This is a genomic window from Pseudomonas umsongensis (genome assembly GCF_002236105.1).
Taxonomy (GTDB): Bacteria; Pseudomonadota; Gammaproteobacteria; order Pseudomonadales; family Pseudomonadaceae; genus Aquipseudomonas; species Aquipseudomonas umsongensis.
On the sequence record NZ_NIWU01000001.1, the window covers coordinates 1,003,432 to 1,025,452 of the forward strand.

The 22,021-nt window shown below is 58.3% G+C and carries 14 protein-coding genes and 1 pseudogene; 5 read left to right on the top strand and 10 right to left on the bottom strand.

The annotated features are described in order from the left end of the window. Nucleotides 1-1,350, top strand: coding sequence for a TolC family outer membrane protein (locus PSUM_RS04420; RefSeq protein WP_083349071.1), 1,350 nt, complete (start codon nt 1-3; stop codon nt 1,348-1,350). 225 nt (nt 1,351-1,575) lie between these two features. Here the strand turns inward: PSUM_RS04420 and PSUM_RS04425 are convergent, their stop codons facing one another. The 3 genes from PSUM_RS04425 to PSUM_RS04435 all read right to left on the bottom strand — a co-directional run bounded on the left by PSUM_RS04425 (nt 1,576) and on the right by PSUM_RS04435 (nt 10,306). After that, complete coding sequence (locus PSUM_RS04425; protein WP_033043591.1) at nt 1,576-7,191, bottom strand: putative Ig domain-containing protein; 5,616 nt, start codon at nt 7,189-7,191, stop codon at nt 1,576-1,578. A 199-nt stretch (nt 7,192-7,390) separates the two neighbouring features. Continuing rightward, the gene (locus tag PSUM_RS04430) at nt 7,391-8,356 is read right to left on the bottom strand and encodes an endonuclease (protein ID WP_042955351.1); all 966 of its coding nucleotides are present in this window, start codon (nt 8,354-8,356) and stop codon (nt 7,391-7,393) included. Nucleotides 8,357-8,482: 126 nt separating this feature from the next. Further along, the gene (locus tag PSUM_RS04435; RefSeq protein WP_083349072.1) at nt 8,483-10,306 is read right to left on the bottom strand and encodes an NAD(P)/FAD-dependent oxidoreductase; all 1,824 of its coding nucleotides are present in this window, start codon (nt 10,304-10,306) and stop codon (nt 8,483-8,485) included. A gap of 245 nt (nt 10,307-10,551) precedes the next feature. Here PSUM_RS04435 and PSUM_RS04440 point away from each other — a divergent pair, with 245 nt between their 5' ends. Together PSUM_RS04440 and PSUM_RS32550 are read left to right on the top strand one after the other, a co-directional pair. Then, nucleotides 10,552-12,447 (top strand): sigma-54-dependent Fis family transcriptional regulator, encoded by a 1,896-nt coding sequence (locus PSUM_RS04440; RefSeq protein WP_083349073.1) that lies wholly within the window; start codon nt 10,552-10,554, stop codon nt 12,445-12,447. A gap of 795 nt (nt 12,448-13,242) precedes the next feature. Further along, nucleotides 13,243-13,635 (top strand): annotated as a pseudogene (locus tag PSUM_RS32550) (methyl-accepting chemotaxis protein); the annotation flags it as partial. A gap of 168 nt (nt 13,636-13,803) precedes the next feature. On the opposite strand, the gene PSUM_RS04450 reads toward PSUM_RS32550, so the two are convergent. Further along, nucleotides 13,804-14,445 (bottom strand): 3-oxoacid CoA-transferase subunit B, encoded by a 642-nt coding sequence (locus PSUM_RS04450; RefSeq protein ID WP_033043343.1) that lies wholly within the window; start codon nt 14,443-14,445, stop codon nt 13,804-13,806. Between the two features lie 8 nt (nt 14,446-14,453). Continuing rightward, nucleotides 14,454-15,146: a 3-oxoacid CoA-transferase subunit A gene (locus tag PSUM_RS04455; protein WP_083349074.1), complete on the bottom strand. Its 693-nt coding sequence runs from the start codon at nt 15,144-15,146 to the stop codon at nt 14,454-14,456. Between the two features lie 371 nt (nt 15,147-15,517). On the opposite strand from PSUM_RS04455, the gene PSUM_RS32040 reads away from it, so the two are divergent. Further along, nucleotides 15,518-15,754 carry a hypothetical protein gene (locus tag PSUM_RS32040; protein WP_404821811.1) on the top strand — a complete coding sequence of 79 codons (237 nt, stop codon included), beginning with the start codon at nt 15,518-15,520 and terminating at the stop codon, nt 15,752-15,754. Here the strand turns inward: PSUM_RS32040 and PSUM_RS32045 are convergent. The 3 genes from PSUM_RS32045 to PSUM_RS04475 all read right to left on the bottom strand — a co-directional run bounded on the left by PSUM_RS32045 (nt 15,741) and on the right by PSUM_RS04475 (nt 17,271). Next, nucleotides 15,741-15,992: a hypothetical protein gene (locus tag PSUM_RS32045; protein WP_370628215.1), complete on the bottom strand. Its 252-nt coding sequence runs from the start codon at nt 15,990-15,992 to the stop codon at nt 15,741-15,743. The two genes, PSUM_RS32040 and PSUM_RS32045, sit on opposite strands and share 14 nt — an antisense overlap. A 78-nt stretch (nt 15,993-16,070) precedes the next feature. Then, complete coding sequence (locus PSUM_RS04470; RefSeq protein WP_042955357.1) at nt 16,071-16,319, bottom strand: hypothetical protein; 249 nt, start codon at nt 16,317-16,319, stop codon at nt 16,071-16,073. A gap of 136 nt (nt 16,320-16,455) precedes the next feature. Continuing rightward, entirely contained in the window at nt 16,456-17,271 is an 816-nt protein-coding gene (locus PSUM_RS04475) for a DUF1206 domain-containing protein (RefSeq protein ID WP_083349076.1), read from the bottom strand. Nucleotides 17,272-17,766: 495 nt separating this feature from the next. Here PSUM_RS04475 and ilvA point away from each other — a divergent pair, with 495 nt between their 5' ends. Beyond that, the gene (gene ilvA, locus PSUM_RS04480) at nt 17,767-18,780 is read left to right on the top strand and encodes a threonine ammonia-lyase, biosynthetic (protein WP_083349077.1); all 1,014 of its coding nucleotides are present in this window, start codon (nt 17,767-17,769) and stop codon (nt 18,778-18,780) included. A gap of 180 nt (nt 18,781-18,960) precedes the next feature. On the opposite strand, the gene PSUM_RS04485 is transcribed toward ilvA, so the two are convergent. Next, nucleotides 18,961-20,745, bottom strand: coding sequence for an amidohydrolase (locus PSUM_RS04485; RefSeq protein ID WP_083349078.1), 1,785 nt, complete (start codon nt 20,743-20,745; stop codon nt 18,961-18,963). Nucleotides 20,746-21,053: 308 nt separating this feature from the next. Further along, nucleotides 21,054-21,944, bottom strand: coding sequence for a LysR family transcriptional regulator (locus PSUM_RS04490; protein ID WP_020797481.1), 891 nt, complete (start codon nt 21,942-21,944; stop codon nt 21,054-21,056). Nucleotides 21,945-22,021: the final 77 nt, after the last annotated feature.

The following is a 22,021-nucleotide window of genomic DNA, read 5'->3' on the forward strand; positions in this document are numbered from 1 at the left end:
ATGACCGTACGGTTCCGTTATAGCGCCCGCCTGTTGCTGAGTCTGTGTACCGGTTGGGGAGCATTCAGTCCCGTCTGGGCGTCCCAGGAGGCACTGAGCCTGACCGCCGCGTACGATGCTTCGCGCGTCAACGACCCGACCGTGCAATCGGCCGCCCATGCCTTTGAGGCGTCGACCCATGAAGAGGCGATCGGCCGCGGTGGCCTCTATCCGCAAGTGTCGCTGACGTCGCGCTACGGCTACGGCGGTCGTACCGATGGCGGCGATGACAGCAGTTACGTCAACAGTAACGATTACCAGTCGAACAATGTCACCCTGGCGGCGCAGCAACCGCTGTACGACAAGGGGCGCTGGGCGGCGTATCAGGAGGGCAAGGCGCGTGGGCAATTGGGTACCCAATTGTTCGACGTTGCCGGCCAGACACTGTACGACCGGGTTGCGAAAGGATACTTCGACGTCGCCCGGGCCGAGAACGAGATCAAGTTGATCGCCCAGCAAAAGGCCGCCATCAACGGGTTGGTGACGCAGAGCAAAAAACTCTACCAGGGCGGGCAGGGCGCGATCACCGATGTTGATGAAGCCCAGGCCCGGCTCGACCTGGTCGAAGCCCAGGAGGCCGAGGCCCAGGCTCGTCGGGTGGCGGCGTTGCGGGCATTGTCCGGTCGCGCCAGTGTCGCCATCGATGACATCCAGGCGATGGGCGAAGAACTGCCCGCTGGCACCCCGATACCGCCGGAACGGGATCTGTCGTACTGGACGGACATTGCCCGTGAAGCCAACCCCGAGCTGGCAGCGCGGCTGGCGGCGGTGAAAGTCGCCGAGGCCCAGGCCGACAGCCAACGCGCCGGGCATTATCCGACCTTGTCGCTGACCAGCCAGCTGAGTCGCCGGGAAAACCGTCAGTATCAGGAGCAAGACCCGCGACAGGACGCCTATTACGTGGGGGTTCAACTGGATATCCCGTTGTATAGCGGCGGTGCGGTGCGTGCGTCGGTGGCCAAGGCCGAGGCCCAGGTGGCCGGCGCCCAGTCCGATTATGATGTACAGCGCCAACAATTGGCCGAGGATATCGAGGCCGACTACCTGGGTGTGGTGGCCGGATTTGCCAAGAGCAAGGCCATGCAGCGGGCGGTGGAGTCCAATCAGCGGGCGCTGATCTCCACTCAAAAAGGTTTCCAGGGTGGCGTGCGATCCACGGTGGATATTCTCGATGCCCAGCAGCGGGTGTTCCAGGCACGACGGGATTTGCTCGATACCAAGCTAGACATGCTGCAAAGCTATGTAAGCCTGCACACCCATACCGGCCAGATGAACCGGGCAGTCCTGGAGCAAGTGCAAAACCTGTTCTGAGACATGAAGCAAGGGCAAGATTGACGCCTGCCTCCCCTCAAAGTGCAAATCCCTGTGGGAGCGGGCAAGCCCGCTCCCACATTTTGATTTGTGGTTGTCCTTGGATTAGTGGGCACGACAAACCACCTGTGGGAGCGGGCTTGCCCGCGAAAGCGGTGGGTCGGTCAGCATCCATGCTGGATCTGCCACCGCTTCACGAGCGGGCTCGCGCCTACAGGTGTTGACTCATGCGGTGAAATCGCTGGCGTGCAGCTCCTTGACCCCCACCAGTGCGAACTCGAACTCCGGGGTGGCGTCGGCGTTGACGCTGCCGTAGAGAATGCCATCGGCAAAGCGCAGCTGGCCGGTGGCGTTGGCAGGGTCGAACGCGTTGCTGCCGATGAAGGTGAAGGTATCGACAGTGGCGGTCAACGGGTTGGCGTCCAGGCCGGTGAAATCCAGGTGATCGCCCTCAGTGGTCTTGAAGCCATTGATCACATCGCGCAAATCCCCAATACCCATGTCCGACAGCGCACCAAATGCGTAAGTGTCCGCACCCGTGCCACCGGTGAGCGTGTCGGTGCCTGCTCCGCCGATCAAGCGGTCATCGCCGGAACCGCCCACCAGCGTATCGTTGCCCGCACCGCCGTTGAGTACGTTCGCCGCGCTGTTGCCCGACAGACTGTCGGCGTAGGCACTGCCGGTCAGGTTTTCGAAGAACTTCAAGGTGTCGAGCCCTGAACCCACGGTGTTTTGTTGCGCTGACGTCGAGAGCGTGACGGTGACACCGGACAGGGCGCGTTCGAAAGACACGGTGTCATTACCCTCGCGCCCGTCCAGCACATTGTTGCCCGCTGCGGCGAACAGTGTGTTGTCCAACGCATTGCCCGTTCCGTTGGCGGCGCCGGTGCTATCGATATACAGGTTTTCGACATTGGCACTGAGGGTGTAGGCCGCCAAACTGCTGTGCACGCTGTCGATACCTCCTGGCACCGGATTGCTTTGGGCCTCGATCACGCTGTCGTCGACGTTGTCGACATAGTAGGTGTCGTTACCGTCGCCGCCACTCATGCTGTCGGCCCCTGCGGCACCATTGAGCACGTTGGCGGCGGCATTGCCGGTGATGAAGTTACGCAGCTCATTACCGTTACCGTCGATCTCCGACACACCGGTAAGCACCAGATTTTCCAGATTGGCGCCCAAGGTCCAACTGACCGAGGCCTGTACCGTATCGATCTGCGCGGGTGAGGTGTTGGTCTCAACCACGCTGTCGGATGCGTTATCGACCACATAGATGTCATTGCCGTCGCCACCGGTCATGGTGTCGGCACCCAGGTCGCCATCCAGGGTGTCATTGCCCGAGCTGCCCACCAGGGTATCGGCCTGGTCAGTACCGGAGATCATGCCGCCCTGGTTTTGAGCGTTGTCGAAAATCGCCTGAACACTATTGTTGTCGCTGGGGTCACCTTGAAACCCAAGGTCATTGGCGATGTAGTCGGCCAGGCGCTGGCCGACGATTTCCGCCGATTCCTCGTGCAGGTGCCAGACGTCGTCCGGATACACCAGCGGATCGACTTCGTAGCGCAAGGGCAGGTCGGTGTAGTCCACCGCCAGCTTGACGTCGGTGCGCTCTGCAGCGATCTCCTCTTGGACGGCGCGGACATAACCAACGCCCTCGACGATGGAGGCAATCTTCTCGGGCGAATAACCACGGGCGCGCGCCGCATCCTCCTGGTAGTGGCCGGTTTCCATCATGTACACGCTGAAGCTGCCGAACTGGGTATGCAGGTAATCAAACACCTTCAGGGTTGCCGCCTTGTAGGCCGCGGCTGCCGCCGTCTTGTCGGTGGCGCGGCCAATCTCCTGGGCGGCTTCTTCGCCTTGTCCCCAAATGATGCCCATGGTGACGTTATCGATCGATTTCAGTTCGGTCAGTTGATCTCCCAGCAACGCTACGGCACGCAATAGCGCGGGCCCCGGTTGATCGGTGTCGGTCAGCCACCAGCACAACTTGAGTTCCTCGGCGCTTAGGGTCGACAGGCCGTTGACCGTGCTACCACCTACCGCGATGTCGATACCGTTGCCATCGGCATCGGTGAACTGGCTGCGCACGTCATAAGGCGTGTAGCGGTCCAGGTCCTTGACCAGCATCGAGGTGCCGGACTGATCGTCGTCTTCGGTCATGCGCAGCAGGCGCGCATTGGATTGGCCGAGGGTGGGCAGGTAGAGGATGTCCTGTTGCGCGCGCTCACCGAACACGAAGTCGCTGGCGGTCAGGGTGTTGAGGTAATTGCCATTGAGGGCAATCTCAAAACGGTTGCCATCGGCATCCGCTTCGGCGGACTTGACGTAAGTCTTGTCGCCAGCGGCGTTGAGGGTCATGTACAGCGTGCCATTGCTGCCATCGCCCAGACCGAGAAAGCCCAGGCCCGACACATCGATCTTGTCGACGCCTGCGGTAAAGTCATAAATCGTATCGGTGGCGGTGATGCCGCCGGTGTCGTAGTCACGGTAGCTGTCGAGCACGTCGGTGTAGCGGAAGGTGTCGGCGCCATCGCCTCCGTACAGCGAGTCGCGCCCAGCGCCACCATCAAGGATGTCCGCGCCGGTGCCGGCCTTGATGGTGTCATTGCCACCCAGGCCAAGGATCAGGTCCGCGCCCGCCGTGCCGTTGAGGGTTTCGGCGTTGTTGGTGCCGGCGATGGTAGTGGCCGGCGCATCGGCCACCGCCAGGGCGAAGCTGTCGCTGACCGAGGCTCCCGATGGATCGGTGGCCTTGACCAGGACGTTGTAATTGCCGGACGCCGTGCTCAGCGGCGTGCCGCTGAACGAAAGGCTGGTGGCGTTGAAACTCAGCCAGGCAGGCAGGGCGCTGCCGTCGGCCAGGGTCGCGGTATAGACCAATGCATCCTGGTTGGCGTCGGTGAAGCTGTCACGGGCCACCGTGTAACTGAATGGCGTGCTTTCGGTGGCGTTCTGGTCGAGCAGGGGAATGGTCACCACCGGCGCGACATTGCTCGAGGTGTTCTGGCCGGCGAAGACAAAATGACTCGCCGTCAGACTGCTCACCAGGTTGCCCGCCATCGACACTTCGAAGCGGTTGCCGTTGGCGTCGACGGTGAGGTCCTTGAGGTAAGTGCGGTTGGTCGACGCGCTGTAGGTCAGTTGCAGGGTGCCATTCAGACCGTTGCCCAGGGCCGTGTAACCAAGCGCCGCCACATCGATCTTGTCGGCGGTCACGTCGAAATCGAGGATCTGGTCGCTGACGCTGGTGGAACTGGTGCGGTAACTGTCGAGCGACGAGGTGTAGCGGAACACATCAGCACCCGCGCCGCCGGTGAGCTTGTCCGCCCCCGTGCCACCCACCAGAATATCGTTGCCCGCGCCGCCATTGAGCGTGTCGTTGCCGGCGCCACCGAACAGTTGTTCATTGGCAGCGGTGCCGGTCAGGGTGTCATTGTTCGGCGTGCCGTTGATCTGCGTGGAAGAGGCCGGCACATCCTGCACCGCGAGGGTAAAGCTGTCGCTGACCGTGGCGTTGCTGCCATCCGTCGCGGTGACCTGGATAGAGTAAGTGCCCGATGCGGTATCGCTCGGTGTTCCGCTGAACGTACGAGTCGCTGCATCGAACGTCAGCCAGGCGGGCAGGGCGCTGCCATCGGCCAGTTTGGCGATGTAGCTGAGGCTGTCGTTATCCGGATCGGTGAAGCTGGTGGCCGGCACCACGTAGCTGAACGGGGTGCTTTCCGTGGCGTTCTGATCGAGCAGGGGGGTAGCCAGCACCGGCGCCTGGTTGGTCGTAGACGCCGTGGCAAAGACAAAGTTGGCGCTGGTCAGCTTGTCGAGGTAGTTGCCAGTGAGCGTCACTTCGAAACGGTTGCCATCGGCGTCGGCTGCCAGCGACTTGATGTAGGTCTTGGTGCCGGTACTGTTCAGCGCCAGGTACACCGTGTTGTTCTTGCCATCGCCCAGGCCGGTAAAACCGATGGCCGAGAGGTCGATCTTGTCGGCGCTGATATCGAAATCGGTGATCACGTCGCTGAGGTTGGCGCCGCCAGTGTTGTAGTTGCGATAACTGTCCATGCGGCTGGAGAAGACAAAAGTGTCCGCTCCGGCGCCACCGGAAAGGCTGTCCATGCCGGCGCCGCCGTCAAGCTTGTCATCGCCCGCGCCGCCAGCCAGGCTGTCGTTGCCTGCCAGGCCAAGCAAGGTGTCGGCCGAATCGCTGCCTGACAACGCGTCACTGGCGCTGGTGCCGGTGACCACGCGATTGAAGATGAAATTGCTGGCGGTCAGGGTGCTGGCGAGATTGCCCGAAAGAATCAGCTCGAAGCGATTGCCGCTGGCGTCGGCGTCGTAGTCCTTGATGTAGGTACGGTCATTGCTGGCGCTGTAGCTGACCTGCAGCGTGCCGCCACGGCCATTGCCCAGGCCGGTGAAACCAAGGCCGGCGAGGTCGATCTTGTCCTGGGTGACGTCGAAGTCGGTGATCGTGTCATCGAAGCTTGCGGTGGCGTTGCGGTAACTGTCGGACTGCGAGGAGAAACGGAAGGTATCGGCGCCGGTACCGCCCGTGAGTTTGTCGATGCCCGCACCGCCCACCAGAATGTCGGCACCGGCTCCGCCGTTGATGGTGTCGTTCCCGGCTGCGCCGAAGAAGATCTCGCTGGCGGTGCTGCCCAGCAGGGTGTCGTTGCCAGCCGTGCCTTGCACAGTGGTCATCGGCACCGTGGCACTGGCGTAGCTGCCGTCGCCATAGACCAGCGTCGCGCCTTTGCTGGTGTGGCTGATGGTGTTGCCGACGATGGCGTTGCGATCGGTGCCGTCTTCATTGCGCTCTGCAACGCCATAGGTCGACAGGTCGCTGCCGCTGATGATGTTGCCCTGGATCGTATTGTCACTGCCGTTGAAGTACTTGCCGGACACGCCCAGGGTGTCGTCGTAGGACTGGATGATGATTTCCGGAACGGGGTTGCCCAGGGAGTTGTTGTTGAGCGTGTTGTCGATGATCTCGACGTGGTTGCTGCCGTAGATGCGCACCCCGGCGCTGGCGTTGTCGTGGATATCGACGCCAGTGACCGTCACCTCGCTGGACAGCTTGATCAGCACCCCTTCGGCGCCGTTGCCGTACACCTCGCCACCGGTAATGGTGATATTGCTCGGGGAGGGAATGTCTTCGCTGCCGCGCTGCACCACGATGCCATTGCCGCCGTTGTCGTAGGCAATGTTATTGGTCAGGGTGAAGTCGTGGGTGCTGGTAACGACGTTGAAACCGTGGCGGTCGTTGTCGTAGGCAATGTTGTTTTCAAAGGTGCTGTCGCTCAGGAAGTCAGCGACGAAGCCGTCCAGGCCATTGCCATGGGACACGCTGTTCTTGATGACCATGTTGACGGTCTGCTCGTGGGGATCGAAACCATACCCGGAGCAATCCTTGATCTCGACGCTGTCGAGGGTGACGTTGGAATCGTAGCCTTCTTCGCCGGGAATGTAGCCGTTGAACCATCCGTCGACCTTGCCCGTGGTGTTGTCGCGGTTGCCGTCGATGGTGAGATTACTGACCCCGAAATCGTGGGTTTCCTCACCATAGGCGGAGCGGATAACGCCCGTGATCTTGGTGTCGGAGCCGTCGGCCACCTTGACGTTGGTGACGCCCATCCCGTCGCCGTACAGGTAGACGTTGCTCTTGAGCATCAGGCAACCGTCTGAGGGTTCCGTCCCTGCGGAAACGATGTAGGTTCCGGCTGGCATATACACCTGACCGCCACCAGCAGCAGCTGCCGCATCAATGGCACTCTGTATCGCCGCCGTGTCGTCGGTACTTCCATCGCCTTTAGCGCCAAAATTTTGTACGTTGAATATCATTAACTTATCTCCGTAACAGGCTAAACCGCAGCGCACGCCAATATTCCATCGACGATCAGCTTGTTAGGACTCGGAGGAACGCGAAAGTTATGACCGCATATCGGAAGTACGGGAAAAGCACGAATATAAATGATCAGTGGTCGGAACGGCCTTTGCTGGAAAGGCCGTTCTCTTGACGTTGCCGGGGGCGGCAAACCCCCTATTTGCAGTTGCCTGCCTTTCGATATCCCGCCGCCTGAGCTTCCGATTCTGACGTGAAGGAGACCTGATTTTTCGCGGACATCTGAGCATACCCAGGGCACCCGATGGAGAGGTGGTAGACCTGGCTATTTCGGTTGCCAATGATCAAGCCTGCGCCGGTCGCGCTGGCCAAGGTTGGCTGGGCTGCTGTTCGCGGAGGATTAACAGGAATGGCGCTAACCACCCCATCACCCACTGCCTTGTATCCTTGCGACCATCGACGCTCGCCCGTTACGAATGGATTGGAGTGCCCCATGATCGCTGCAATGCGTCGATCCCGCTCTATTTCCCAAGGCGAAACCGGGTACTGCTTGTCCCAAGCCATCAGTAGCTGTTGCTGCTGACGTGACATGCTCAGTTTGTATCTGTCGAACATGTAAAAGGTTGTTCGGGCAACCAGCCCTTTGACCTCGTCACGCGGTTCCGCAGCATGTTGGTCGAAATCCACCCGCGTCTTGCATTGGCCATACTGCGGCGCTATCCCGGCGGCCATGCCGTAGTTGAAATTACTCCGGTCGCCGTTCACCTCTCCAACAGAGGGGTACAGGTTGAACAGGTCTGCTTCCATTGCTCGAAACACAGGATCATCGTCTACACAGTGTTCGCGCCCGCCGTTCTTCCAGCATTGGCGTTGGTTACCGAACGTCCAGGCGGGAACGATGTGTTCCCACTCAGTCCGCTGCGCACGATTCTCGTGTTTCCTGGCCTTGAGGCCGCATGATTCGGCATCGATACGGCCACCCGACTTACCGACCCACGTCCATTTGCAGCCGCAATAGAGCTCGCCCATGGCGCTGTTCGCCTGGTCGAGGTAGATCTTCTGCTTTGCGATGACCTTGGCTTCGGAGAAGGTCGATGGAGGACTGGAAAAGGCGGGGGTAATGATCGAGAGCGACAGCGCTACGATGGCAAGCAGTTTTTTCATTGGACAGCTTAAGCGATTGAAAGGAAACGCATTATACGCACGACTCGATGGCGACGGATGGAGAACCAGAAGACCCAATGGGGCCAGAGTGCAGAGGCGCCTAGCCAAGACTGGGCGCCATTTGACTCAGCCGGTGTGGTGACGCTTTGCAAGGCGGTAGACGGATGTATTGATCCCTTCGAAGCGCGCCTTCAACTGCAGCGCCAGATACAGCGAATAATGCCGTGATTGATGCAGGTTGCCGCCGTGGAACCAGAGGTTCTCCTGCTGGGTTGGCTTCCACATGTTCCGCAGTTCGCCCTCGTAGGGGCCAGGATCATTCGTGGTTCCGGAACCCAAGCCCCAGCAACGACCGACCTTGTCAGCGACTTCCTGGGAAATCAGCTTCGCCGCCCAACCATTCATTGAGCCATAGCCCGTGGCGTAGACGATCAGATCGGCCGGTAGCCGGCTGCCATCGTTGAGCACGACGGCATCCGCTTCGATGCGTTCGACACCCAGGCCAGGCGCGCTCTTGAGCTTGATCGTGCCGTTGGCGATCAGTTCAGAGGCGCCGACGTCGATGTAGTAACCAGAACCACGGCGTACGTACTTCATGAATAGCCCGGACTCATCGTCACCGAAATCGAGCATGAAGCCGGCCTTGGCCAAGCGCTCGTAGAAGTCCTTGTCACGCTCCTTGATCGCGTCAAAGACGGGTTGATGAAAGCTTGGCATGACCTTGTAGGGGATCGAGGCGAACAGCATGTCAGCCTTGTCCGTGGTCAAACCCGATTCCACGGCGTCTTCAGAGTAGAGCCCGCCGAACACGAGCTCCATCAAACTGTCGGAACGCACGATGTGGGTGCTGGAGCGCTGCACCATGGTCACCTCGGCGCCGTTCTCCACCAGGTCGGCGCAGATGTCGTGAGCCGAATTGTTCGCACCGATGACCACCGCACGCTTGCCGCGCCAGGCGTCTCCGCCGGGATGGCGGCTGGAATGATGCTGCTGGCCTTTGAATGCCTCGGCACCCGGATAACTGGGCACATTGGGTACGCCAGACATGCCGGTGGCGAGGATCAACTGGGTCGGCTGCAAAGTCAGACGCTCGCCATCGCGCTGCACTTCAACCTTCCAGGTGCCACTTTGTTCGTCAAAGCTGGCGCTCACGCATTCTGTGCGCGGCCAATAATTGAGCTCCATGACTTTGGTGTACATTTCCAGCCAGTCGCCAATCTGGTCTTTCGGGGTGAAGACCGGCCAGTGATCGGGGAAGGGCAGGTAGGGCATGTGGTCGTACCAGACCGGGTCGTGCAAACACAGCGACTTGTAGCGACCGCGCCACTGATCGCCAGGCCGTTCGGCCTTGTCGACGATCAGGGTTGGCACGCCCATTCGCTTGAGCCGCGCTGCGAGCCCCAGCCCGCCCTGGCCGCCGCCCACGATCAGGCAGTACGGTTGGCTGGTGATGCCGAGCGCGGCTTCTTCATCACGACGGCGCTCCAGCCAGTTGCGTTTGTCGGCATGGGTGTGACCATGACTGGCCCCCATTGGGCGACGGCGGCCGCTGGGTTCTTCATAACCCTTGAGCTCACGCATGGTCGTCAGCAGCGTCCAGCACAAGCCTTCCTTCAAGCGCACGTAGCCTTTACCTCGCGCCGCGTCGGTTTCCAGGCTGATCCAGCCTTCGAGCACACCGTTGTTCAGCGTCGCCTCACCTTCCAGTATCCATCGCCCGGGATGAGTCTGGTCGAGGCGCGTTTCGAGCATATCCCGGATGGCAGGCTTGCCTTCCAAGGTCACCAGGTTCCAGCTGAAAAGTAGCAGGTCCCGCCAGTGACACTCCTCGGCAAACAGTTCCAGCGTGCCGTCCAGATCACGTTGGGCGAGGCGCTCGCCGAGGGTTTCGACCCAGGTCGCGAGCTGGGCAGTTGGCGTTTGCAGGGGTGTTTCGACAGCGATGTTCATGGAGCCTCTCCCGATCTTGTTGTTTTGGTAACGACCAGTCCTAGAGCAAGGCGCGGGCCATCTTCACGAAAGCGTTGTTGCAGAGCGGCTGGCGTAATATTGCCCAGGCCTTGATCAGGATTCATGTCACGAATTCGGGAATGGCGGATGACAGAGTGTCACGCGGCGCAAAAAACGCTCGTTGCCGTCTTTTCATATAAGCTGCGAATAGACCCGTGTCCTGACCGTAGCGGAGAACAACAACAATGAAGCCGGCTTTGATCAACGCCCATGCACAACAAGTGCTACAAGCTGTGCAGGGCACTGTCGCCAGCCACAGTCCCGTTGCTGACCTGGCCATCACGCGATCCTGGCGCCGATGCCTGGATCAGTATCAGCTCGATCCCGCCAGCCGCCGCGCACCTAATGTGGTTGAACAAGCACGCTTGCAGGATCACCGAGCGCCTCTGGAACACATTATTGCCGTGGCGCACTGGCAGATGAACAGTTTGCACCAACAGCTCGGGCGGGACGGCCACGTGGTACTGCTCACCGATGCTCGCGGTGTGGCGATCGACAGTGTGTTCAACGAATCGGAACGCGCCGATGCCCAGCGCTCCGGGCTGTGGCTCGGCTCGGTGTGGAGTGAGGATTGTGAGGGCACCAACGGTGTCGGCACCTGCCTGGTCGAGCGCCAACATGTGACCATCCGTCGAGATGAGCATTTCCGTGGCAAACACGTCGGCCTGACCTGTTCGGCCAGCCCGATATTCGATGCCGGTGGAGAGTTGCTTGCCGTGCTCAACCTCTCTTCTGCAAGGGATGACCACAGTCTTCAGCAACACTTCCAGGCCATGGCATTGACCAACCTGTCAGCCAAGTTGATCGAGAACTGTTTTTTCCTGGGGCATGATCCGCAACGATACTTGCTGCGCTTCCATCCTGAGGCCGGCTTCGTTGGGCTGCTGGGTGAAGGACTGCTCAGTTTCGACGAGGGCGCCCGTATCTGTTCCGTCAATCAAGCGGCGCTGGATCTGCTGGGCCTCAGCCGTGATCAAGTGATCGGGCAATCTCTGACGATGCTGCTGGAAACACCTATCGATCAGGTGATGAGTCAGGCCAGCGCCCAACCGAGTGTCTGTTGGCCAATGCGGCTGGTGGACGGGCGCCTGCTCTACGGACAGCTGCGAGAACCCCTGCGCCAGGTGCCTTTGGTCACTCCTGCTGTCCCCAAGATCAACGATGTGCGCGTGTGCCTCGAAGACCCGCGCCTGCAACGCGGCTTTGCTCGCGCATTGCGTGTTTTGGAACGTGACGTTCCGGTGTTCCTGCAGGGCGAAACCGGTACCGGCAAAGAAGCCTTTGCGGCGGCGCTGCATCGCGCCAGCGCCAGGGCGAGCCAGCCGTTTGTGGCGATCAATTGTGCGGCCATTCCAGAAACGCTGATCGAGAGCGAACTGTTCGGCTATCGCGGCGGCAGCTTCACCGGTGCACGCAAGGACGGGATGATCGGTAAGCTGGAACAGGCCCATGGCGGCATTCTATTTCTCGATGAGATCGCCGATATGCCACTGGCGTTACAGACTCGCCTGCTGCGGGTGCTGGAGGAGCGTGAAGTGGTGCCGCTAGGTAGCGCGACGGCGCGTCCCCTCGACGTACGCCTTATCAGTGCCAGCCACCAGGATCTGCTGACCTGTGTGGCCGAAGGGCGCTTTCGCGAAGATCTGTTTTATCGCATCGCCGGATTCGCCGTGCAGCTCCCGCCGTTGCGCGAACGATCAGACAAAGGCAGTGTGCTCGACCTGCTGCTACGCGAAGAGACGAAAGGTGCAAGGATTCGGCTGGAGGCGGGCGTCAGGGAACGCTTGCTGAAACAACCGTGGCCGGGCAATGTCCGGCAGCTGCGTACGTGTTTGCGCACACTGGTAGCGTTGGCGTTGGAGGGACGTGTCACCCTGGACGACTTGGCAGAGTTGCTGCCGGAACCGCCAGCGACCGCCGCGCTGGCTGAAGATCCGCTTGGGGTATCCGAACGGCAGACGCTGCTGACGCTGATTGAGGCAGAACACTGGCATATCGCCCATGTTGCCGCACGCCTGGGGATTAGCCGCAATACGCTCTATCGCAAACTGCGTCAGCACGGTATTTCACGGCCCGGTTGAACCGGGCGCGCTCATGCTGTTCAGAACACCTTGATCGGTACGTTGGCGTCATTGATTTTGCCTTCGGTCTTTGCAGAATCGGTACGCGCGCTGATCAGCATCTATGTCGTGCCCTTGCACAAAGCGGATAGCGATAAGCGCAAAGCGGATATTGCCACGCTCACCGTCTCAATACCTTCCACTTGCATCCTGCGTGACGGTGCTTTACATGGCGCGCAACAATGCTGACGCCACGCCTTGCCTCGTTCATAACAACAATAAGAGCACACTGATCCTGAGCTTCACCTGGACGTTGCTGTGAGTGACCTGGAGACAAGTATGAGCAATAAAATTCTGGCGCGATTGGCCTTGGTTGCCGCTGGCAGCGCGGTGTTGCTGCTCGCTGCCGGCAATGGCCTGCACCTGATATATGCCGGCATCATCGACCTGTTGCTGCTGGCAGCGGCGGTGCTTTATCACCGTCAGCCAGTGCGGGTGGTTGAAGTGCTTGTACAGCAGGAGCCGGAACCGATGATTTGCAACGCGCCGGTCCCGCTTGTGTCGTTGCCTGTGGCCGAGCCCGCTTGGCCGGGGGCTCAAGTAAAGGTGGCACTTGAACACCTGACCCGAGTGGTGCTGCAAACTGAAGAAGACATGCGCTTCGCCAACCAGTTGGCGCGAGGCGCGGGCGAGCGGGTACAGGCCAGTGCGGTGAGCATGCAGTCTTCGGCTGCGGTGCTTGGGGACCTGGATCAGTATCTGCAGCGCCTGGACCAGGTGTTCGATGAGCTGGGCAGCCAGTCGGTACGCATCGGTGCGATTGTCGGCAGCATCCAGGACATCGCCCGACAGACCAACCTGCTGGCACTCAATGCCGCGATCGAGGCCGCGCGGGCCGGTGATCATGGCCGCGGTTTTGCAGTGGTGGCGGACGAGGTCCGTAATCTGTCGCGCCAGGCAGCGGACTCCAGTGCGCAAATCCGGCAGATCGCCACAGGCCTGGAAAAGTCGGCCCAAGATGCCCGTCAGGGGCTTGAACAGCTTACCGATTCAACGCGCCTGGGGCTGGACAAGGCCGAGGTCGCCTTGCAATCGATGGGGGAGTTGCGCAGTGGTGCGGTGGCCAGGCTGGAAGTGGTCGAGCGCGTCATGCAGCGTTTGGCCAGTTTGCACGAGTTGGCACTGCAGGCAACCCGGATAGCGGCCTGAACAGGCTGACTCTTCTTCCCAGTTCGACCCAGGGCCACAACGTCGAGATGACGTTCAGTTCAGCCTGCGTCCGGCCGCCAGCGAACAAGCAACCCATCGCAGCCATGTTGCCGGACACGCTTGAAGTCGTCCGGCAACATGGCTGCGTGGCCACGCAAACTCGATCCGTTATCGAATCAGCGGCACGCCACTGAGCGCTTGCAAGTCTTCAAAGCTGATATCGGCGACGATCTCCCGCACCTTCAAGCCTTGCGCAGTCACGTCCAGAATAGCCAGGTCGGTATAAATCCGAGTCACGCAGCCAATGCCGGTCAGTGGGTAAGTGCATTGCGGCACCAATTTGCTTTCGCCAGTCTTGGTCAGGTGATCCATCATGACGAACACCTGGCGTGCGCCTGTCGCGAGGTCCATTGCGCCACCCACTGCGGGAATGGAACCTTCGGCACCGGTGTGCCAGTTGGCAAGGTCGCCGTTGACCGAAACCTGGAAGGCGCCAAGCACGGCAATATCGATGTGCCCACCGCGCATCATCGAAAACGAATCGGCGTGGTGAAAGTAGGCCCCACCGGGCAGCAGCGTCACATGCTGTTTGCCCGCGTTGATCAGGTCATCGTCTTCCTCGCCCGGCGCAGGACTCGGGCCCATGCCCAGTACACCGTTTTCACTGTGCAGGAACACTTCCTTGTCACCCAGGTAGTTGGCCACCAGCGTGGGCACGCCAATGCCCAGGTTCACGTAATAGCCTTCGAGAATATCGTCGGCCACACGCTGGGCCATTTCGCTACGCGATAGTTTTTTCATGACAGTCATGGCGGGCCTCAGTTGACGTTGGCATTCGAGATAGGGGTGAGCGGCACTGCAACCACGCGCTGAACGAAGATCCCTGGCGTGATGATGTGCTCGGGGTCCAGCTCTCCCAACTCGACAATCCGCTTGACCTGGGCGATTGTCGTTTTCGCTGCCATCGCCATGATCGGTCCAAAATTACGCGCGGCTTTGCGATAGGTGAGGTTGCCCCAGCGATCGCCACTTTCAGCCTTGATCAGTGCGACATCGGCATGCAACGGCATTTCCAGCACATAGTTACGACCGTCGATTACCCGGGTTTCCTTGCCTTCGGCCAGTAAGGTGCCATATCCGGTAGGCGAATAAAACGCACCGATTCCAGAGCCAGCCGCACGAATACGTTCGGCCAGATTGCCTTGCGGCACCACCTCAAGCTGTACTTTTCCCGCCAGGTAGAGTTCGTCGAATACATAGGAATCGGATTGGCGCGGAAACGAACAGATGACCTTGGCAACGCGCCCGGCCTTGAGCAAGGCGGCCAGGCCGATTTCACCATTGCCGGCATTGTTGCTGATGATGGTCAGATCGCGAGCACCCGAAGCGATGACGCCATCTACCAACTCCGACGGCATCCCGGCAGTACCGAAGCCACCCACCATGATGACCGAACCATCGGCAATACCGTCCAGTGCAGCAGCGACGGATTCAAATGTTTTATTGATCAAGGCTTACTCCTGTTTTCAAGTTGGCCGAACAGAATGCTCTGACGCCAAACCGCATGAATTCATGGTTACTGCAACGATGTGCATAGGGTGCCAAACAATGGGCGCAGGCGGGTGTCCTGGCAGGAGATGTCGTGCGATTAGCGAACGAAACCGTAACCCGAAGGCTTCGCTTAGAACTTTGAGCTGTGCAGCGGTGTCCAGCCCCTTACATCTACCGCGTCGATGGCCCGAATCACCTATTCGCCATATCCACGGTTTGAGTGGACTGCCCACTCTCAACTCGCTGGCGAGTGCTGGCGTTGCACATTGAATAAGGCTGTAGCGCGAGGGGAGTTGGCTTGGAATATATCGATCTTGTGCAATGGCCCGCTATGGTGGTCACGGTGATCTCGGCCTGGTTCGTCGGTTCCCAACGACCACGCCGACGGATGATCGCGTTTTGGGGGTTCATCGCGAGCAATGCGTTGTGGGTTGTCTGGGGTCTTCACTCGCACGCTTATGCGTTGATCGTACTTGAGTGTGTGCTTCTAGGGATGAACGCCCGGGGTTTCAGAAAGAATCTCAAAGATTCGAGGGTATCCCGGGATCCTGATGCTACGGGCCTCTAGAGTTCTTTTTGAACCCACGGAGATTCATCAGGAACAGGCAAATCTGTAACACGATAAGCGCATGAGCTTGCGCATAAATGCCCCAAATCACCCATAGCACGTTACTCAAGCTGAACAATACGAACCCGGTCATTCGCCTTCTTGGGCGCTGAGATCCGATCAGCCACGCCGCAAGTACCGTGACGAACATAGCGGGCCATTGAACCCAATCAAGATTGTCCAAATGCTCCACCTTCATGGCGAAGGTACTGATCGCGGTTGCGAACAACTCGGCCTGAGTAAGCTAGGGCGTAAAGCCCTAGCAAATACCAGGATGTCACTTTTTCTTTTTCGTCGACTTTTCTGCTTTCTCTGATTTCTTGGCCTTTTCTGGCTTGCTATCAGCTTTTTTTGCAGATTTCTTTGGTTCGGCATCTTTTTTCTTGTCTTTCTTTTCGGAAGACTTCGAAAGAGCCGAGGCCGCAGCTGATTTCTTCGCCGGTGATGCCTTTTTGTCTTTCAAATCCTTGCTTGCTTTCGAAGCGTCACCTTTGCTTTTCTTCTCGTCTTTAGCCACGTCGATCACCTCTCGGAGTATGCCGTTATTGGCACATTGCCTGTGCAATTCATCACAAGCTGATCATTAGGCGAGCACGTCTCAAAGCGGTTCAAATTAATTTAATACGGAGGGTTCCGCTTCGGCGATGCCTCCTGCCACGCGCCTATGTTTTCGTTACCCCAGGCACATCCATGTTTATCTTGCGCCATGCGGCTTCGGAGAAGCTGTAGGCCGAAAAGGCAATTAACCCCAAAGCCATCACCATCAGAATCAAACCGCCAACCGGTAGGTTCTGCAGAGCATCGAGCGCTTCCTTCATGCCAGGTGGATCCGTGGCCTGATAACGGGAGCCGCTGATTGCCAGGAGCAGGGCGATCTCAAGAAACACCACGCCGCGAGCCATGAGTCCGAAACGAGCCACCGGACGGACGTATCGCATCACGTCCTCATCAGCCTCAAAATACTTCTCGAACGACGCTTTCCATCCTTTGATGATGTGAGCAATTCCTACGCCTAATGGAACGAGCGCCATGAGGTAGACGACCACGTTTGAGTGATCCCAGGACAAAAGATGCGCCAGTAGATCCTTCGTCTCCCCACCTCCGGCATTACCTGAGCTTCTGACGCCGCTAATGAGCAGCCCTAATGCAAAAAACGCAAGAGCACCATTGAGTAAACCGCCCGCCAACAAACCCGCACGAATCACCAGCCCCTTTAGTTTCGTACCGTGATGATCGACGTCGCGAATGGCTTGCAGCACTCGCCACCCTGCGAAGGCCAGTAGTCCCGCCACCACTAGCCCAACCAGGACATATCCAAATGGCTGGCTCAATAACGCTTCAAGGCTTTTGTGGCTGTCCTTCGGTTTTGTTGAGTCTTGAGCCGCCAGCAGCGCGAAGATACCAATGATCAGATACAGAACGCCTCGAGCGGCATATCCGCCCCGAGCGAGGACGACAAGGGTGTGTTGAGCGGACATTCGATTATTTCCGTGGACGTGTACAAGAGCAGACCTATCGCTTCGGCAAGGGTTCGATAAAGGTCGAGTTCTTCAGTCACTCAGAACGGACGCTCTGTAGTGGGCAACTAATCCCGGACACGACGTTAAGTTTTTTCTCGGCCTTAGCTGGAGCCAGTCCGTTGTTGAATGGGTGCGGTCTAATCCACTGCAATGTTTCAGATAAAGGGGCAACTGCGTTACGGAACACTGCAAAGTCCGATGCTTTTGGCGCCACGCAAACGTAAATGAGGCGTTGCCGATCAGCTACCGAAGAATTTGGAAATTGGCCGTTGACTTGCCGTCGGCGCCCGGCTAATTTCCGAGCATGACTTTCATCGTATTGCGCTGCCAGCCAAGCATTATTACCGCCATTCCTCATTTGGCGGGCTAGCTCACGACTGCAGCACCCAACCCGCCCTGGAGGCGGGTTTTCATTTTCTGTCTCGGGGCTCTGATCAATGTCAGGAGACGATCATGCCCAGTACGCTCGCCCAACACACCCTACTTGAGCAGTACGTCAAAAAGATCCTCGCCGCGCCGGTTTACGAACTGGCCGTGCATACGCCCCTGCAGCCGGCACCTGCATTATCGTTGGCATTGGGTAACCAGATCCTGCTCAAGCGCGAAGATCTTCAACCGACCTTTTCCTTCAAGATCCGAGGCGCCTACAACAAACTGGTCAACTTGAGCGCGGCGCAAAAGAAGCGCGGAGTGATCACCGCTTCAGCGGGTAATCATGCCCAGGGTGTGGCATTGGCAGCACGGCAACTTGGCATCGACGCCATGATTGTCATGCCCACCACGACGCCAGAGTTGAAGGTGTCAGGAGTCCGTAGTCGTGGCGCCCAGGCACTGCTGCACGGCGAAAGCTTTCCGTTTGCCTTGTCTCATGCACTAGAACTGGCAAGCCAAACCGGCAAAACTTTTGTTTCGCCTTTCGATGATCCAGATGTCATTGCCGGGCAGGGCACGGTCGCCATGGAAATACTGCGTCAGCATCAAGGGGGGCTGGATGCCATCTTTGTTCCGGTGGACGGTGGCGGTTTGATCGCCGGCATCGCGGCTTACGTTAAATACTTGCGGCCAGAGGTGCGCATCATTGGCGTCGAGTCGGAACATTCAGCCTGTTTGAATGCAGCCCTCCAGGCCGATGATCGAGTGGTGCTGCCAAGTGTGGGCACCTTTGCCGATGGTGTGGCGGTCGCGCAGATCGGCGCCCACGGCTTTGAGGTGTGCAGGTTTTGCGTCGATGAGGTACTGACTGTCAGTAACGATGAGCTTTGCATCGCGATGAAGAATATCTACGACGATACACGCTCTATCACAGAGCCTTCTGGCGCTCTGGCCGTTGCTGGCATCAAGAAATACGTTGCGCGAACGGGTGTGCGGGATCAGACACTGATTGCCATCGACTCCGGCGCCAATATCAATTTCGACTCTTTACGGCATGTGGCCGAACGCGCTGCATTGAGTGAGGCATCAGCGTAATGCTGGATTCCAGGGCGTGATAATCCGGCCATGCGGTTGGATCGCCCTTCACCTGTTTGGGAGCCAGGGCCCCGCGTATGTTCTCGGCAGCCTCACCTTGTCCGCGCATCATGCGTAAGCGTTTGCCAAACACACCTACCGGCTTCCAACACCGCGATAAGCCGCGACTTCTAGAAATAGTTATCCTTCTACTGCCTGATAGACAGTGTCGCCCTCTTTGATCGTTTCGAGAACTTGGATGTCCTTGATGGTTTCAGGGGCAACCTTGGTAGGATCCTTGTTCAAGATAACGAAGTCGGCGAGTTTGCCTGGCTGCAAGGTTCCTTTGCTCCGTTCTTCAAAATATTGATAAGCCGCAGAGGCCGTAATGGACTTCAAAGCCACGTATGGGCTGATGCGCTGGTCAGGTCCAATCACCTCTCCCGAGCGACTGGTGCGGTTGACTGAGGCAAAGACGATCATCATTGCGCTAGGTGTGGCGACTGGCGCGTCGTGATGCTCAGTGAAAAGCATTCCGCGTTTGATGGCAGAGGCGGCAGGATCCCAACGAAATGCACGCTCTTTGCCCATGGTCACATCGCGGTGCCAGTCCCCCCAATAGAAGGTCTGCATGCCGAAGAAAGACGGGATTATGCCCAGCGATTTCATCTTGTCCAACTGATCTTCACGAACAGCCTGAGCATGAATCATCACCGTCCGACGATCACCTTTGCCGTACCTTTTTTCGGCTTTTGTCACCGCATCAATGAATGCGTCGGATGCAGCATCACCATTGCAATGGGCAAGCACCTGCCAGTTACTCTCAAATGCCTGATTGACAAGCGCTTCTCTATCTTCAGCTTTGGGAATTGCAGGGTAGCCTTTGTAGTCGGCTGCCTGGCCTGGCGGCGGAACCTTGTACGGTTCTGTCAGCCAAGCAGTGCGTCCTTGGGGAGAGCCATCCAAACTGAGCTTTACCCCGGCGATCCGGAAGTGGTTGTCGTACTCGACACTCGGAGAAACCGTTTTCATGAAAGCCTGCTCAGCCTGAAGGTCTGGATAGGCTGCCACATCAATCTTCATCTTTTTCTGGCTGGCCAGTTTTTGCCAGGTCTCTACCTGCGCTTTGCTGGCTCGGCCTTCCTGGGCCGTGGTAAATCCGTATTGTGCGTAGTAATCGGCACCGGCCAAGGCAATTTTTTCATTCACCGAAGGGTCAAAAGTGGCCAGCAGTTTGAAGATCGGGGCGAAAAACGCCATTTCCTCCAGCACGCCGTCAGGGGTTTTACCGTCGCTTGTACGACGAATCACGCCGCCGGAAGGGTCGGTGCTCTGCGCCGAAATGCCGGACATTTCCAGTGCTTTATGATTCATCACTGCCAGGTGGGCTGACTGATGGATAATGACAACAGGCAGCTCGGTAGAAACCTGGTCAAGATCATCTGCGTTGGGATGGCGCTGCTCCACCAATTGAGAGTCGTCATAGCCAAATCCGACAATCCAGCCAACCTTATCGATAGCGACAGCGTTTTTTTGCTGCCAGCTTTTCAACGCAGCTACCACCGCTGGAATGGATTTGCCCCCGCCATCCGGAGGTGGCAGCAGGTTAGCGGACAGTTTCTGAAAGCCCGTTGTCCAGGCATGGCCATGCGCATCAATGAATCCCGGAAGAAGTACCTTACCTTTCAAATCCACAAGGCGACTGTGATCTCCCTGACCCTTCAGGACATCAGTCTTGTTTCCGACAGACAGAATCTTTCCGTCCTTCACGGAAATCGCCTCAGCATAGGTTGGATTATCACCTTCCATGGTCAAGATAGAGCCGCCGAAATAGACGGTGTCTGCGACTTGAGTAGCCGCCTTTGCAGCGCTGAGGCCGCTGAGCGGAAAGCTGAATACCAACATCCCAATGGCTGTCCATTGAAATGCAACGCGTTTTTTAGGCATTTTTCCCGGATGATTTTCTTTCAACTGGATGCACTTCATCGATCATTCCCTAGATGGCGTTGACTAAGTCCTAAGGACAGGTCGAAATCGAGCGCTCCTGTCCGCTTGGCAGTAAAGACCAAGGATCGAAGGGGTGTACGATAAAAACAGTGCCGGACGATCCAGTCGCTTAGATTTCTGCGAGTGTTATTCGTAAGCGGCTGAGTGTCACAGGTAGGAGGCGACCCGATTACGGCTGACACGCGCCAAAATGTGATCATTGATTTGATGCACCGGCGCGTTTTGCTGGATAAGCCGCCCAAGCCGATCGGCCTTTCTCTCAACTTAGGCTAGCGGAAACTCAAGGGTCATTGCTCCCACTGTTCCAGTAGGATGGAGACGAATTTTTCCGCTGCAGGGGAGAGGGAGGCGCCTCGTCGGTAAACCAGTCCCAACGATCGGTTCACAACAGGCTCGATCAAAGGGATGCTCACCAACGTTGGATGATCCACTGCAGGCATTGCCAGGCTCGGCATTGCCGAAACGCCTAATCCAGCTTCTACCAGACCCAGCGATGTAGACAGGTGTTGCACCTCATAAAACCACTGCGGGCGCCAGCTCAAGCCCGACAAAGCGTGGTCAAGCAACATTCGGTTGCCGCTCAGGCGACCGACCCCGATCAGGCGGTAATTGCTGAGTTCAGACCAGGTGACGGCGCTTCGTTTGGCCAACTCATGATCGCGTCGACACGCCAGTACAAAAGGCTCGTTGACCAACGGCACGAACTCTATGTCCGGGTGCTGGCCGCTCATCATGTTGATGCCAAAGTCGGCTTCGCCACGCAGGACAGCCTCCAGCCCTTCGTTCGCACTCAGGTCAAGCAAGCGAATGCGAATTTGTGGATAGCGCTCGTTGTAGAGACGGATGACCGATGGCAAAAAATAGAAGGCTGCGGTGGGGATGCAGGCCAGGGTTACCCGGCCGCTTTGGCGTTCCGCCAGCTCCCGGATGTTGAGTATCGAGTCGTCGAAGTCATCCAGTAAGCGTCGTGCCTTGGGCAGGAAGTCTCGCCCGACACTGGTGAGGCTTACCCTTCTTGTCGTGCGATCGAGGAGCGCTGTTCCCAATCCCTCTTCAAGCTTTTTCATTCTGCGACTCAACGCAGGTTGAGAGAGATGCAATGCATCGGCAGCTTCGTGGAAACTGCCAAGTTCTGCGATCTTCACGAAAGATCGAATGTCATTGAGCTCATAATTCACTTTTTTTATCCCCTCAGAGGAGCGTTGGTCAGCCCAGTCATCCTAGGTTTATCATTCGTCAAACGCAATAATCAGGC